The organism is Allobrachymonas chironomi DSM 19884 (assembly GCF_000374625.1).
GTDB lineage: Bacteria > Pseudomonadota > Gammaproteobacteria > Burkholderiales > Burkholderiaceae_C > Brachymonas > Brachymonas chironomi.
Genome location: NZ_KB894768.1, coordinates 43,972 through 57,516 on the forward strand (window position 1 = coordinate 43,972; position 13,545 = coordinate 57,516).

Consider the following 13,545-nt stretch of genomic DNA (forward strand, 5'->3'; position numbering starts at 1 on the left):
TCAGAACAGGCCGAACAGCTTGGCGCCCAGCAGCACGGTCAGACCGAGGCTCAGCACCAGCGTGAAGATGGCGGAAGAACGGCCGAAGGCCTTGTTGACGGCACTGTGGCTGACGTCCATGTACAGGTGGCGCAGGCCGGCAATCAGGTGGTGCAGGAAAGCCCAGATCAGGGCCAGCGCGATCAGCTTGTAGAACCAGCCGGGCATGCCCAGGGTGCCGCTGAACAGGCCGGTGAAGCGCTCCCAGGACACCTGGGAGCTGACAGAGTTGTCAAACAGCCAGACGATGAAAGGCAGCAGCAGGAACATCAGCATGCCGCTGATGCGGTGCAGGATGGACACCTTGGCGGCAATCGGCATCTTGCTGGCGTAGCCCATGAGATCCGACAGGTTGATATTGCGGAATTCGGGCCGCTTCGTGGGTTTGGTAGTAGTGGACATAGTCAGCCTTGTGAGAGTCTAAGAAGCGAAACAAGTCACGCACGACACGGTTGTGCGCGTCACGCGTGACAAATATCGTTACAAGAGCGCTGCCGATTTTAGCGGCAATACAACAGGTTCTGCAGGTCTGCGCCCCTGAAACGCACAAAATTGACAGGTTAACGACACTCTGCCTGTTGGTGGGCCAGGTTTTCGCATGGTCGTTCGCCTCAGCTCAGGGTGTTGCGGTAATGGTGGGTATCGGTGCGATACAGGGCCTTGCGCACCTCTACCGGCATGTCGTTGTAGGTCAGGCTGATGCGCTCGACCTGCAGCAGGGGCGTGCCGGCATCGACCTGCAGCAGGCGGGCCTGTTCCGGATCGGGCAGGGTGGCGCGCAGACGCTCCTCGGCACGTGTCATGCGCACGCCGAAATCGCGCTCGAACAGGCCGTAGGTGGGGCCCTGGTGGCTGGACAGCTGCTCGGCCGTGAGGCCCTTGAACAGCTGTGCCGGCAGCCACATGTCCTCCAGGATGGTCGGTCTGCCGCCCAGGGACAGGATGCGGCGGATCTGCAGCACCGATTCGCCGGGTGCCAGTTGCAGCGCCTGGGCCAGCTCGGCTTGCGGACGCAGTCGGCGGCATTCCAGGATGGTGCGCTGGGTCGGGCCTTCGCTGTCGAGTGTGCCCTGGTCGGGGTAGAGACGCAGGAAGCGGTATTCGACATGACGCTCGTTGTGGCTGGCCACGAAAGTGCCCTTGCCCTGGCGGCGTACCACCAGGTTCTCGGCTGCCAGTTCGTCGATGGCCTTGCGTACCGTGCCCTGGCTGACGCTGTAGCGCTTGGCCAGCTCCATCTCGCTGGGAATGGCTTCCTGCGGCTTCCATTCACCGGCTTGCAGGCTGTGCAGCATCGCCTGCTTGATCTGCTGGTAGAGCGGGCTGAAGGTGGGGGTGCCGGCAGGTTCTCCCGGGCTGGCGATCGCACCCGTGCGACTCGCTTCCGGTGGGGCGGTGGTGGGTGATGTCATGGTTCTGGGGCAGGCGACAGCCGCCTGCCAGTGGAAAGAGTGGTATCCCGTACACATTGTCGGGTTCCTGCCTAAATGATATCTTATATAAGACATAAGACAAGTTGTGCATGGACAGGTTTCAGCGTTACACTATGCACGCGCCGGGCAGGCGCTCAGTGAAGCGCTGCCGGCACACGGATGCACGCGCATGGCCTGGCCATGCCTTTTTTCCATTTATCCCTCTCTCATCCTGGAGACTTCTCATGAGCAAAACTCCCGTTCGCGTTGCCGTCACTGGCGCTGCTGGCCAGATTGGCTATGCCCTGCTGTTCCGTATTGCTTCCGGCGAAATGCTGGGCAAGGACCAGCCGGTCATCCTGCAGCTGCTGGAAATTCCCGACGAGAAGGCCCAGAACGCGCTCAAGGGCGTGATGATGGAGCTGCAGGATTGCGCTTTCCCGCTGCTGGCCGGCATGGAAGCCCACTCCGACCCGATGACCGCCTTCAAGGGTGCGCAGTACGTGCTGCTGGTGGGTGCCCGTCCGCGCGGCCCCGGCATGGAGCGTGCCGACCTGCTGGCGGCCAACGCCCAGATCTTCACGGCCCAGGGCAAGGCCCTGAACGCCGTGGCCGACCGCAACGTGAAGGTGCTGGTGGTGGGCAACCCGGCTAACACCAACGCCTATATTGCCATGAAGAGCGCTCCCGATCTGCCGGCCGAGAACTTCACTGCCATGCTGCGCCTGGACCACAACCGTGCTGCCAGCCAGATCGCCGAGAAGACCGGCAAGCCCGTGTCCGCCATCGAGAAGCTGGCCGTGTGGGGCAACCACTCTCCCACCATGTACGCTGACTACCGCTTTGCCACCATCGATGGCCAGCCGGTCAAGGACATGATCAACGACGAGGACTGGAACCGCAACACCTTCCTGCCCACCGTGGGCAAGCGCGGTGCCGCCATCATCGAGGCGCGCGGTCTGAGCTCTGCCGCTTCGGCTGCCAACGCCGCCATCGACCACATGCGTGACTGGGCTCTGGGCACCAATGGCAAGTGGGTCACCATGGGCATCCCGTCCAAGGGCTGGTACGGCATCCCCGAAGGCGTGATGTTCGGTTTCCCGGTGACTTGCGAAAACGGCCAGTACACCGTGATCGAAGGCCTGGAAATTGACGCTTTCAGCCAGGAGTGCATCAACAAGACCCTGGCCGAGCTGGAAGGCGAGAAGGAAGGCGTGCAGCACCTGCTGTAATTGCTGTCGGCTGGCTGCCACGATCGTGGCAGCTACCTTTGCCCTGGTTTGCCAGGGCATCTACCCAAGCGCATGGATGGTGTGCTTGGGTGGATTTTGATCATGCAGGCTCCGGCCTGCGCCAGCCTGCCACAACCACACGATGACAGACCTAAATACGGCCCATCCGCGCGATGTCCTTCTGGGTTCCCAGGGAACCACCGGACAGCTGCCTGCCTGCGACCACTATTGCGGGGTGGAAGCGCGTATCCGCAAGAGCCTGCAGCTGCAGGACGAGATGCGCGAGGAATTCGGTGCCTGCGTGTTCGATCTGACCATGGATTGCGAGGACGGTGCCCCCGTGGGCGGCGAGGCCGAGCATGCCGCCATGGTGCTGGAGCTGGCGCGCTCCGCTTCGCCCGAGGCCCGCGTGTCCGTGCGCGTGCACCCGGTGGACCATGCCGCCTTTGCCGCCGATGTCGCCACGCTGGTGGGGCAGGGAGCAGGCCTCTGGCGCCATGTCATGATTCCCAAGGTGGAATCGATTGCCGATGTCGAGCTGGCGGTACAGCATGTGGATGCCCATGGCGGCAGCGCGCTGCCGCTGCAGGTGCTGCTGGAATCCTCGCTGGCCATCCGCAATGCCTTCGAGATTGCGGCTCACCCGCGCGTGCAGTCGATCAGCTTCGGCCTGATGGATTTTGTCTCTGCCCACGGGGGCGCCATTCCCGGTGAAGCCATGGGGCTGGATGGCCAGTTCAGCCATCCGCTGGTGATGCGCGCCAAGCTGGAGCTGGCCGCAGCCTGCCATGCCCATGGCAAGGCTCCCTCGCACTGCGTGGTGACCGAATTCAGCGACGTGGAAGCCATTCGCCATGCGGCTGCCCGTGCGGCACGCGAGCTGGGCTACACCCGCATGTGGAGTATCCACCCGACGCAGATCCGCCCCATTGTCGAGGCCTTTGCACCCACCGAGGCCGAGATTGGCGATGCCGCCGAGATCATCCTGGCAGCCATGGCGGCCGAATGGGCACCGGTGAGTCACAAGAAGAAACTGCATGATCGCGCCAGTTACAGGTACTACTGGCAGCTGCTGGAGCGTGCCCACGCCACTGGCAAACCGTTACCGGATAGCGTTCAGGGCTTCTTTGCCTGAAGCTTTTGATTCCATAATGCACGCATCTTCATTTTTGCACGTAAAGGATGTCATGAAACCTGCACTGATCCTGTTCTCTGCCCTGGCCATTGCCAGCACTGGCGCCATGGCCCAGACCAGCAGCAAGGCCGGCACCGCCAAGAAGGCGACCGCCACCCAGACGGCTGCCAAGAAAAAGGCTGCGGCGAAGAAGCCGGCGGCCCGCAAGACCACTACCACGCGCAAGGCGGCCCCGGCCAGAAAGCCGGCCCAGCCCGCTGCCCAGTCGCCGCTGCGCGAGCGCCTGGCCGTCAATCCGATCACTGGTGCCAGCGCGCCCGCTGCGCCGCTGCCCCCGGGCCCGGGCGTGGCCTTCCCGGCGGCAGGCCTCCCGGTGTTTGCCGGAGCCATGCGCTGTGACATGAACCAGACCGTGACCGTGACGCCGGACGCAGCCGATCCTTATCTGTACACCGTGCAGCTGTCCCGCGGCCCGACCTATGCCATGCGCCAGGTGCCCACCACCACGGGTGTCGTGCGTCTGGAAGACAAGCAGGCCGGCGCCACCTGGATGCAGCTGGGCAACAAGTCCATGCTGATGAACCAGAAGCTGGGCCAGCGCATGGCCGACGGTTGCCGCAACGAGGTGCAGGCAGCCCGCGAGGAAGAGCTGAAGCTCAACCCTGTTGATCTACTGAAATAAATCCCCGTGCTGCCGCCGCTGCGGCAGCCATCCGAATACCACTAACCCAGGAGAAAACCCATGTTGAAAGCCTACCGCGACCATGTGGCCGAGCGCGCCGCACTCGGCATTCCCCCGCTGGCACTGGACGCCAAGCAGACGTCCGAGCTGATCGAGCTGATCAAGAACCCGCCGGCAGGCGAGGAAGCTTTCCTGGTGGATCTCCTGACCCACCGTGTGCCGCCGGGCGTGGATGATGCCGCCAAGGTCAAGGCCAGCTTCCTGGCTGCCGTGGCGCATGGCGACATCCAGGTCGGCCTGGTCAGCAAGGCCAAGGCGACCGAGCTGCTGGGCACCATGGTGGGTGGCTACAACGTCCATCCGCTGATTGAGCTGCTGGATGACGCCGAAGTGGCCGATATCGCCGCCGAGGGTCTGAAGAAGACCCTGCTGATGTTCGATTTCTTCAACGATGTGGCGGTCAAGGCCAAGGCCGGCAATGCCAAGGCCCAGGAAGTGCTGCAAAGCTGGGCTGATGCCGAATGGTTCACCAGCCGTCCCGAAGTGGCCCAGAAGATCACCGTGACCGTGTTCAAGGTGCCCGGCGAGACCAACACCGACGACCTGTCGCCCGCTCCCGATGCCTGGAGCCGTCCCGACATTCCGCTGCACTATCTGGCGATGCTGAAGAACACCCGTCCTGACGCGGCCTTCAAGCCCGAGGAAGACGGCAAGCGCGGCCCGATGCAGTTCATCGAGGACCTGAAGCAGAAAGGCAACATCGTGGCCTACGTGGGTGACGTGGTGGGTACCGGTTCCAGCCGCAAGTCCGCAACCAACTCCGTGATCTGGGCTACGGGTGAAGACATTCCCTTCGTGCCGAACAAGCGTTTCGGTGGCGTGACGCTGGGCGGCAAGATTGCCCCGATCTTCTTCAACACCCAGGAAGACTCCGGCTCCCTGCCGATCGAGGTCGATGTGACCCAGATGGAAATGGGCGACGTGCTGGATGTCTATCCCTATGACGGCAAGATCGAGAAGAATGGCCAGAAGATCGCCGACTTCGCCCTGAAGAGCGATGTGCTGCTGGACGAAGTGCGTGCCGGTGGCCGTATCAACCTGATCATCGGCCGCAGCCTGACGGCCAAGGCGCGTGAAGAGCTGGGTCTGCCGGCCTCTACCGTGTTCCGTCTGCCCAAGTCCCCGGTCGATTCCGGCAAGGGCTTCACGCTGGCCCAGAAGATGGTCGGTCGTGCCTGCGGCCTGCCGGAAGGCCAGGGCATCCGTCCGGGCACCTACTGCGAACCCAAGATGACCACCGTCGGCAGCCAGGACACCACCGGCCCGATGACGCGCGACGAGCTGAAGGATCTGGCCTGCCTGGGCTTCAGTGCCGACATGGTGATGCAGTCCTTCTGCCACACCGCTGCCTATCCGAAGCCCGTCGATGCCAAGATGCACCGCGAGCTGCCCGCCTTCATCAGCAACCGCGGCGGCGTGGCCCTGCGTCCGGGCGATGGCGTGATCCACAGCTGGCTGAACCGTCTGCTGCTGCCCGATACCGTGGGTACCGGCGGCGACAGCCACACCCGCTTTCCGATCGGTATCAGCTTCCCGGCTGGCTCTGGTCTGGTGGCATTCGGTGCTGCCACCGGCGTGATGCCGCTGGACATGCCCGAATCCGTGCTGGTGCGCTTCAAGGGCGAGATGCAGCCTGGCGTGACCCTGCGTGACCTGGTGCATGCGATCCCGCTGTACGCCATCAAGGCCGGTCTGCTGACGGTCGAGAAGGCTGGCAAGAAGAACATCTTCTCCGGCCGCGTGCTGGAAATCGAGGGTCTGCCGGACCTGAAGGTGGAGCAGGCGTTCGAACTGTCCGATGCCTCCGCCGAGCGTTCCGCTGCCGGCTGCACGATCAAGCTGAACAAGGAACCCGTCATCGAGTACCTGAACTCCAACGTCGTGCTGATGAAGAACATGATCGCCGACGGTTACGAAGACGCGAAGACGCTAGCCCGCCGCATCGAGAAGGTCGAGCAGTGGCTGGCCAACCCGCAGCTGCTGGAGGCCGACGCCGATGCCGAGTACGCCGCCGTGATCGAGATCGATCTGGCTGACATCAAGGAGCCCATCGTCTGCTGCCCGAACGACCCGGATGATGCCAAGTTCATGTCCGAAGTGTCCGGCACCCAGATCGACGAAGCCTTCATCGGCTCCTGCATGACCAACATCGGCCACTTCCGCGCCGCAGCCAAGCTGCTGGGCGGCAAGCGCGATATCCCGGTCAAGCTGTGGGTGGCACCGCCGACCAAGATGGACCAGGACGAGCTGATGAAGGAAGGCCACTACGCCGCCTTCGGCACGGCCGGTGCGCGCACCGAAATGCCGGGCTGCTCGCTGTGCATGGGCAACCAGGCACAGGTGCGTGAAGGCGCTACGGTGATGTCCACCTCCACCCGCAACTTCCCGAACCGTCTGGGCAAGAACACCAATGTGTACCTGGGCAGTGCGGAACTGGCTGCCATCTGCTCCAAGCTGGGTCGCATCCCGACGGTGGAAGAGTACCGTGCCGAAATGGGCATCATTGATGCCGACAAGGCCAGCGTGTACCGCTACATGAACTTCGACCAGATCGAGGAGTATGCAGAAGTGGCCAAGGGCGTGAGCGTCTGAATGCTGCTGCGCTGACGGTCTGGGTACCCGGTGACGGGTACCCGGAAACGAGAAAACGGCCCCTGCGGGCCGTTTTTTCATGGGCGCGTGCGCCTTTGGCCGTCTTACAGTGGCGGCTCCTCGTGCCGGTCCTTGACCACCAGGTACACGCCCAGCGCTGCGACGATGACCCAGCCGACAAAGGCCAGCATGCCGAAACGCTCGGCCAGCGGATTCATGTAGAACAGCATCAACAGTGCCACTGCCAGCAGGGCGTTGCCGATCCAGAAGGCGGTCTTGGAGGGGTTGGTGGATGGCTTCATGTCACTTCTCCGGTCAGGCGCGCCAGCAGCGCTCCCTGGTAACGTGCCTCCAGCGGCAGCCAGACCTTGAGCGGGCTGCCGTTGGCAATCTGGATGTCCAGGCCGTCGGCGTTCTGCATGGATTGCAGCGTGATGATCTGGTTGCCGGAGGGGTGGATGAGCTCGAGCCGGTCGCCGACGGCGAAGCGGTTCTTGACCTCGACCTGCAGCCAGCCGTGGCGCGCTTCGGTCTTGCTGACTTCGCCGACGAACTGGCTGCGCTGGGTTTGCGAGCTGCCGGTTTCGTAGTTCTGGTAGTGGTTGGCCGGGCGGCGCTCCAGGAAGCCTGCCGTGTAGCCACGGTTGCTCAGACCTTCCAGCTCGGTGATCAGTTCCGGATTGAACGGCCGACCCGCGACGGCATCGTCGATCGCGCGACGATAGATCTGGGCGGTGCGGCTGACGTAGTAGAGCGACTTGGTGCGGCCTTCGATCTTGAGCGAGTCGATGCCGATCTGCGTCAGGCGCTCGACATATTCGACGGCACGCAGATCCTTGCTGTTCATGATGTAGGTGCCGTGCTCGTCTTCCATGATCGGCATCAGTTCACCGGGGCGACCGATCTCTTCGATCAGGTAGACCTTGTCGGCCAGCGGATGGCGCTGGCCATCGCCGGTGGCCGCCTGTTCGCGGCTGGTGGCGGCAAAGGACTTTTCGGCCTGCTCGCGTTCGGATTCGAAGCTGAAATCCTGGTCCATCTTCGTGCCGATGGCATCGCCGGTATTGGCATCGATGTCGGCGTCGTGTGTGGCGTAGTTCCAGCGGCAGGCGTTGGTGCAGGTGCCCTGGTTGGGATCGCGCCGGTTGAAGTAGCCGCTCAGCAGGCAGCGGCCGCTGTAGGCAATGCACAGGGCGCCGTGCACGAATACCTCGAGCTCCATGTCCGGACATTCCTGGCGGATGCGCTCGATCTCGTCCAGGCTGAGTTCGCGCGACAGGATGATGCGCGCCACGCCCATGCGCTGCCAGAATTTGACGGCGGCGTAGTTGACGGTATTGGCCTGCACCGACAGGTGGATCGGCATCTCCGGCCATTTCTCGCGCACCATCATGATCAGTCCGGGGTCGGCCATGATCAGGGCATCGGGCTGCAAGGCAATCACCGGCTCGATGTCGCGTATGTAGGTGCGTACCTTGTCGTTGTGCGGCAGCAGGTTGCTGGTGACGAACAGTTTCTTGCCACGCGCGTGGGCTTCGGCAATGCCTTGTTGCAGCTGTTCCAGGCGGAATTCGTTGTTGCGCGCACGCAGGCTGTAGCGCGGCTGACCGGCATAGACGGCATCGGCGCCGTAATCGTAGGCGGCACGCATCTTGTCGAGGCTGCCGGCAGGCAGCAGCAGCTCGGGGGCTTTCAGGGGAGTGGTCATGCAGGATCGGCAAGGCTGCGCCTTGCCAGGAAGGCAATTCATGTAACTCCCTATTGTCCTGTTTTTTGCTCCAGTTGGCGAGACGGGAGGAGGAAAGCAAGGCGCCATCTGCGAGCTATTGCATATCGATACCGGACGATGTGTTCAGAAAGGCACAGTTTCGGTTCACAATCTGCATATGGATACACCTTTGCTGATAGCAGGCGGCGGCATTGGCGGGCTCGCTGCCGCACTGGCGTTGGCACGCCAGCAGATTCCTTCCCGCGTGATTGAACAGGCCGATGCCTGGGCCGAGGTTGGTGCGGGCATCCAGTTGGGGCCGAATGTGGTGCGTGTGCTCAAGAGCTGGGGCTTGGGCGATGCGCTGCAGGAGATGGCATCGTTCCCGCAGATGCTGCGTGTGCGCGATGCACTCAATGGCCGCATGCTGGGCGTGCTGCATTTTGATTCCCAGTTCGGGCTGCGTTACGGTGCCCCCTACGCCACGGTACACCGCGCCGATCTGCATCGCGTGCTGCTGGACGAGGTGCTGCGTCAGTACGGTATACAGCCGCAGTTGCAGCGGCGCATCGAACGGTACCGGACATGCGCTGATGGCGGGCTGGAGGTGGAGTTGCACGGGACGGGCGCGGAGGCCGTGACCGAGCAGCTGCAGGTACCGATGCTGATTGGTGCCGATGGTCTGTGGAGCCGGGTACGCAAGCAGTTGTTGCCGGGCGAGGCCGAGCCGCGTTACAGCGGCATTCTGGCCTACCGGGCACTGGTGCCGCAGGCCACGTTGCCGGCCTGCTTGCGCAGCCGCCAGGTCACGGCGTGGCTCGGACCGGATCTGCATGCGGTGCAGTACCCGGTGCGGGGCGGCAGCCACCTGAATGTGGTGATCATGATCAGGGGACCACGACCGGAGGATCTGCAGGATTGGGACCATGCGGCCAATGCCGGTCATCTGCGCACAGCCCTGCAGCATACGGCGCTGCCGGTGCGCGGATTGGCCGATGCCATCGCGTCCTGGCGCTTGTGGCCGCTCTGCGACCGCCCGCCGGTTCGTGCGGCACGTGAAATGGCGCAGGGGCAGGTCGCCCTGCTGGGCGATGCCGCCCATCCGATGCGCCCGTTTCTGGCACAGGGTGCCGGCATGGCGATCGAGGATGCGGCCGTGCTGGCACAGTGTCTGCAGGCGCAGGGACAGCGACCGCAGGCCCTGCAGCAGTATGCGCAACAGCGCTGGCAGCGTGTCTCGCGCGTGCAGCAGCGCTCGATCCGCAATGGCGGCATCTTCCACAGCACCGGCTGGCTGCGCTGGGGGCGTGATACCGGCATGCGCCTGCTGGGAGAGCGTCTGATCGATGTGCCCTGGCTCTATGGGCAGTGCGTGGTGTGAAGGCGTATGATGGCTCCACCACCCTGAGCACAAGGAGCGAGACATGATGACCATCCGATTGCATACCCGATCCCTGGCGCTGGCTGCCGGCCTGGCAAGCGCCCTGCTGGCAGGCTGCGCCAATACCCAGAGTCAGGCACCCAGCAGCAGCGAGATGCCGCCGGCCATCAATGTGAGCGGCGTGATGGTGGGGACAGCCAACCGCATGACGCTCTACACCTTTGATCAGGATGGCGTCAACAAGTCCAACTGCAATGCCCAGTGCGCGCAGAACTGGCCGCCCCTGCTGGCCGATGCCAAGGCGGTCAACCGCGGCGATTTCTCCGTGTTTCAGCGCGATGACGGTCGCAAGCAGTGGGCGCTGGTCGGCAAGCCGCTGTACTACTGGAGCAAGGATGCGCGTCCCGGCGACATGAGCGGGGACATGATGAACAATGGCCAGTGGCACGTTTTCCGCGTGCTGCCGCGCGCCGCACGCTGACATGACAAGGCGGGCTCCAGGCCCGCCTTGCTGGGACCTGCAGGACCCGGCAGCACGTGGCTGCCGGAGCAGGATTAGTCGTCCAGCTGGCCCAGCAGCAGGAATTCCATCAGTGCCTTCTGGCCGTGCATGCGGTTTTCGGCCTCGTCCCAGACCACGGACTGGCTGCCATCGATCACCTCGGCGCTGACTTCCTCGCCGCGGTGCGCCGGCAGGCAGTGCATGAACAGGGCATCGGGCTTGGCGCAGGCCATCATTTCACTGTCCACGCACCAGTCGGCAAAGGCGGCCTGGCGCGCGGCATCTTCGGCTTCCCAGCCCATGCTGGTCCAGACGTCGGTGGTGACCAGATCGGCGCCCGCGCAGGCCTCGTGCGGGGTCTTGAAGAACTTGACGTGATCGCCCAGTTCCACGCCAGGAATCGTGCTGTCGATGTCGTAGCCGCTGGGCGTGCTGACATGCACGGTAAAGCCCAGCAGCTTGGCTGCCTGCAGCCAGGTGTTGGCCATGTTGTTGCCGTCACCAACCCAGGCCACGGTCTTGCCCTGGATGGCGCCACGGTGCTCGATGTAGGTGAAGATGTCGGCCACGATTTGGCACGGATGGTATTCGTTGGTCAGGCCGTTGATCACCGGCACGCGCGAGAATTCGGCAAAGCGCTCGATGCGCTCCTGCTCGAAGGTGCGGATCATCACCAGGTCGACCATGCGGCTGATGACGCGTGCGGTGTCCTCGATCGGTTCGGAGCGGCCGAGCTGGCTGCCCTGGGCCGTCAGGTTGACCACCGTGCCGCCAAGCTGGTACATGCCGGCCTCGAAGCTGACGCGGGTGCGAGTGCTGGCTTTCTCGAAAATCATGGCCAGGGTGCGGTCTGCCAGGGTCTGGTGCTTCTCGTAGCGCTTGAACCTGGCCTTGATCTGTGCGGCACGGCGGAACAGGTAGGCGTACTCGTCGGCATTCAGGTCGGTGAACTGCAGGTAGTGGCGGATGGTCGTCATGCGAGGCTTTCGGCTAACTAACAGGGGAGGGTGGTGGCCTGGCGTTCAGGTGGCCAGGAATTCACGCACCATGGGGACCAGGATGGCGATGATGGCATCGGCATCGGCCTGGCTCAGGTTGAGCGGCGGCACCAGGCGGATCACGCGGTCGGCGGTGACGCTGAACAGCAGGCCGCGCTCCAGTCCGGTGTTGAGCAGGGCGCCGCAGGGGCGATCCAGCTCGATACCCAGCATCAGGCCGTGGCCGCGCACTTCCAGCACGCCGGCATCGTTGGCAAAGGCCTGCTGCAGGCCCTGGCGCAGGTAGTCTCCCATGCGGGCGGCATTTTCCAGCAGCTGTTCCTGTTCCATGATGCGGATGGTTTCGAGACCGGCGCGCATGGCCAGCGGGTTGCCGCCGAAGGTGGAGCCATGGTTGCCCGGCTGCATCACGTTGGCAGCGCGCGGCCCGGCCACCAGCGCGCCGATCGGCATGCCGGAACCCAGACCCTTGGCCAGGCTCATGCAGTCTGGCAGGATGTCGGCCCACTGGTAGGCAAACCACTTGCCGGTACGGCCAAAACCGCACTGGATCTCGTCCAGCATCAGCAGCCAGTCACGCTCGTCGCACAGCTGGCGCAGCTGGCGCATGAACTCGGCCGTCATCTCGTGGATGCCGCCTTCTCCCTGGATCGGCTCCAGCAGCACGGCAACCACATCCGGGTTGCCTTCGGTAGCGCGCTTGAGGGCTTCGATGTCATTGCGCGGGACACGGATGAAGCCGGGCACCAGCGGCTCGAAACCGGCCTGGATCTTGGGGTTGCCGGTGGCGCTCAGGGTGGCGATGCTGCGGCCGTGGAAGGCGTTGTCGAACACCACGATCTGGGCGTTGCTGATTCCCTTGTCATGGCCAAACTTGCGCGCCAGCTTGATGGCGGCCTCGTTGGCTTCGAGGCCGGAGTTGCAGAAGAAGGCATTGCTCAGGCCGCTGATCTCGACCAGTTTCGCTGCCAGTGCCTCCTGGCCGGGGATGTGAAAGTAGTTGGAACAGTGGATCATCTTGCTAAGCTGATCCTGCATGGCGGCGACGAAATCGGGATGGGCGTGGCCCAGGGTGTTGACGGCGATGCCACCCAGTCCGTCCAGGTACTCCTTGCCGTTGACGTCCCAGACGCGGGAGCCCTTGCCATGCGACAGGGCGACCGGCAGTCTGCCGTAGGTATTCATGACATGGGGAGAGGCGGCGGCAACGGGGGTGGTCATGCAGGGCTCCGAAAACAGGAAAAACTGCCCGCCGGCCGGAGGGCAGGGGGCAGGAACGGAAATGGAGGCAGGCATCTGCCAAAAACCATTGTAGAACACAAGCGGTATGGCATGCCAGCCTGTGCGGATGATGGGCTGGTAGTAGAATCGGGGCCGCAGTGCCAGCGGCGGGCCAGACGCCGCATCGGGTCACCAGCCCACACAGAACCGCGGATTCATGACTACCACTCCCAGCAGCAAAGAAGTATTCATCATGGGCCTGACCTCCGAAGGCCGCAAGTTTCGTCCCAGCGATTGGGCCGAGCGCCTGGCCGGCGTCATGAGTCATTTCCGTCCCGGTGGCGCCAGCCATCCCGGTGCCCACCTGAGCTATTCGCCGTGGTGTACGCCCAACATCGTCGGCGGCACCAAGTGCGTGATCCTGAATCGCGAGCTCGAAGAGGTCGAACCCATGGCCTGGAACTTTGTCATGAGTTTTGCCAGGGACAACGACCTGCAGGTGGTGGAGGCCTGCCTGATGCCGGATGCCCGCCCCTGACGTGCTGACAGGCTGATGACAATCAGCCACCCATGAAAAAACCGC

The 13,545-nt window shown here is 63.6% G+C and carries 13 protein-coding genes; 7 read left to right on the top strand and 6 right to left on the bottom strand.

Going from position 1 to position 13,545, the window contains the following annotated elements:
• Complete coding sequence (sdhC, locus tag C513_RS0106170) at window positions 1-441, bottom strand: succinate dehydrogenase, cytochrome b556 subunit (RefSeq protein ID WP_018715165.1); 441 nt, start codon at window positions 439-441, stop codon at window positions 1-3.
• A 209-nt stretch (window positions 442-650) separates the two neighbouring features.
• Window positions 651-1,451: a GntR family transcriptional regulator gene (locus tag C513_RS0106175; RefSeq protein WP_018715166.1), complete on the bottom strand. Its 801-nt coding sequence runs from the start codon at window positions 1,449-1,451 to the stop codon at window positions 651-653.
• Between the two features lie 245 nt (window positions 1,452-1,696).
• On the opposite strand from C513_RS0106175, the gene C513_RS0106180 reads away from it, so the two are divergent.
• The 4 genes from C513_RS0106180 (at window position 1,697) to acnB (ending at window position 7,152) form a co-directional block, all read left to right on the top strand.
• Complete coding sequence (locus C513_RS0106180; RefSeq protein WP_018715167.1) at window positions 1,697-2,683, top strand: malate dehydrogenase; 987 nt, start codon at window positions 1,697-1,699, stop codon at window positions 2,681-2,683.
• Window positions 2,684-2,825: 142 nt separating this feature from the next.
• Window positions 2,826-3,818 carry an HpcH/HpaI aldolase/citrate lyase family protein gene (locus tag C513_RS0106185; RefSeq protein WP_076342715.1) on the top strand — a complete coding sequence of 331 codons (993 nt, stop codon included), beginning with the start codon at window positions 2,826-2,828 and terminating at the stop codon, window positions 3,816-3,818.
• A 52-nt stretch (window positions 3,819-3,870) separates the two neighbouring features.
• Window positions 3,871-4,500, top strand: a complete 630-nt coding sequence (locus tag C513_RS0106190) for a hypothetical protein (RefSeq protein WP_018715169.1) — start codon at window positions 3,871-3,873, stop codon at window positions 4,498-4,500.
• Between the two features lie 60 nt (window positions 4,501-4,560).
• Entirely contained in the window at window positions 4,561-7,152 is a 2,592-nt protein-coding gene (acnB, locus tag C513_RS0106195; protein ID WP_018715170.1) for a bifunctional aconitate hydratase 2/2-methylisocitrate dehydratase, read from the top strand.
• Between the two features lie 104 nt (window positions 7,153-7,256).
• Here acnB and C513_RS0106200 read toward each other — a convergent pair whose 3' ends face one another.
• On the bottom strand, window positions 7,257-7,454 hold the full coding sequence (locus C513_RS0106200) for a hypothetical protein (RefSeq protein ID WP_018715171.1): 198 nt from the start codon (window positions 7,452-7,454) through the stop codon (window positions 7,257-7,259).
• On the bottom strand, window positions 7,451-8,860 hold the full coding sequence (gene trhP, locus C513_RS0106205) for a prephenate-dependent tRNA uridine(34) hydroxylase TrhP (RefSeq protein WP_018715172.1): 1,410 nt from the start codon (window positions 8,858-8,860) through the stop codon (window positions 7,451-7,453). The genes C513_RS0106200 and trhP overlap by 4 nt, the downstream gene beginning before the upstream one ends.
• Window positions 8,861-9,038: 178 nt before the next feature.
• Here trhP and C513_RS0106210 point away from each other — a divergent pair, with 178 nt between their 5' ends.
• A complete protein-coding gene (locus C513_RS0106210) occupies window positions 9,039-10,241 on the top strand; it encodes an FAD-dependent monooxygenase (protein ID WP_026320613.1) in 1,203 nt (400 codons plus the stop codon).
• A 43-nt stretch (window positions 10,242-10,284) separates the two neighbouring features.
• Window positions 10,285-10,722: a COG4315 family predicted lipoprotein gene (locus C513_RS0106215; RefSeq protein ID WP_018715174.1), complete on the top strand. Its 438-nt coding sequence runs from the start codon at window positions 10,285-10,287 to the stop codon at window positions 10,720-10,722.
• Window positions 10,723-10,796: 74 nt separating this feature from the next.
• Here C513_RS0106215 and argF read toward each other — a convergent pair whose 3' ends face one another.
• Both argF and C513_RS0106225 read right to left on the bottom strand, forming a co-directional pair.
• Window positions 10,797-11,720 (bottom strand): ornithine carbamoyltransferase, encoded by a 924-nt coding sequence (argF, locus tag C513_RS0106220; protein ID WP_018715175.1) that lies wholly within the window; start codon window positions 11,718-11,720, stop codon window positions 10,797-10,799.
• Window positions 11,721-11,765: 45 nt separating this feature from the next.
• The gene (locus C513_RS0106225; protein ID WP_026320614.1) at window positions 11,766-12,962 is read right to left on the bottom strand and encodes an aspartate aminotransferase family protein; all 1,197 of its coding nucleotides are present in this window, start codon (window positions 12,960-12,962) and stop codon (window positions 11,766-11,768) included.
• 217 nt (window positions 12,963-13,179) lie between these two features.
• On the opposite strand from C513_RS0106225, the gene C513_RS0106230 reads away from it, so the two are divergent.
• The gene (locus C513_RS0106230; protein WP_033394910.1) at window positions 13,180-13,500 is read left to right on the top strand and encodes a DUF3579 domain-containing protein; all 321 of its coding nucleotides are present in this window, start codon (window positions 13,180-13,182) and stop codon (window positions 13,498-13,500) included.
• Window positions 13,501-13,545 lie beyond the last annotated feature (45 nt).

What these genes read in the sequence shown, in the direction of transcription:
- sdhC (WP_018715165.1), bottom strand. Translation starts at nt 441, where the DNA reads ATGTCCACTACTACCAAACCCACGAAGCGGCCCGAATTCCGCAATATC.
- C513_RS0106175 (WP_018715166.1), bottom strand. Translation starts at nt 1,451, where the DNA reads ATGACATCACCCACCACCGCCCCACCGGAAGCGAGTCGCACGGGTGCG.
- C513_RS0106180 (WP_018715167.1), top strand. Translation starts at nt 1,697, where the DNA reads ATGAGCAAAACTCCCGTTCGCGTTGCCGTCACTGGCGCTGCTGGCCAG.
- C513_RS0106185 (WP_076342715.1), top strand. Translation starts at nt 2,826, where the DNA reads ATGACAGACCTAAATACGGCCCATCCGCGCGATGTCCTTCTGGGTTCC.
- C513_RS0106190 (WP_018715169.1), top strand. Translation starts at nt 3,871, where the DNA reads ATGAAACCTGCACTGATCCTGTTCTCTGCCCTGGCCATTGCCAGCACT.
- acnB (WP_018715170.1), top strand. Translation starts at nt 4,561, where the DNA reads ATGTTGAAAGCCTACCGCGACCATGTGGCCGAGCGCGCCGCACTCGGC.
- C513_RS0106200 (WP_018715171.1), bottom strand. Translation starts at nt 7,454, where the DNA reads ATGAAGCCATCCACCAACCCCTCCAAGACCGCCTTCTGGATCGGCAAC.
- trhP (WP_018715172.1), bottom strand. Translation starts at nt 8,860, where the DNA reads ATGACCACTCCCCTGAAAGCCCCCGAGCTGCTGCTGCCTGCCGGCAGC.
- C513_RS0106210 (WP_026320613.1), top strand. Translation starts at nt 9,039, where the DNA reads ATGGATACACCTTTGCTGATAGCAGGCGGCGGCATTGGCGGGCTCGCT.
- C513_RS0106215 (WP_018715174.1), top strand. Translation starts at nt 10,285, where the DNA reads ATGATGACCATCCGATTGCATACCCGATCCCTGGCGCTGGCTGCCGGC.
- argF (WP_018715175.1), bottom strand. Translation starts at nt 11,720, where the DNA reads ATGACGACCATCCGCCACTACCTGCAGTTCACCGACCTGAATGCCGAC.
- C513_RS0106225 (WP_026320614.1), bottom strand. Translation starts at nt 12,962, where the DNA reads ATGACCACCCCCGTTGCCGCCGCCTCTCCCCATGTCATGAATACCTAC.
- C513_RS0106230 (WP_033394910.1), top strand. Translation starts at nt 13,180, where the DNA reads ATGACTACCACTCCCAGCAGCAAAGAAGTATTCATCATGGGCCTGACC.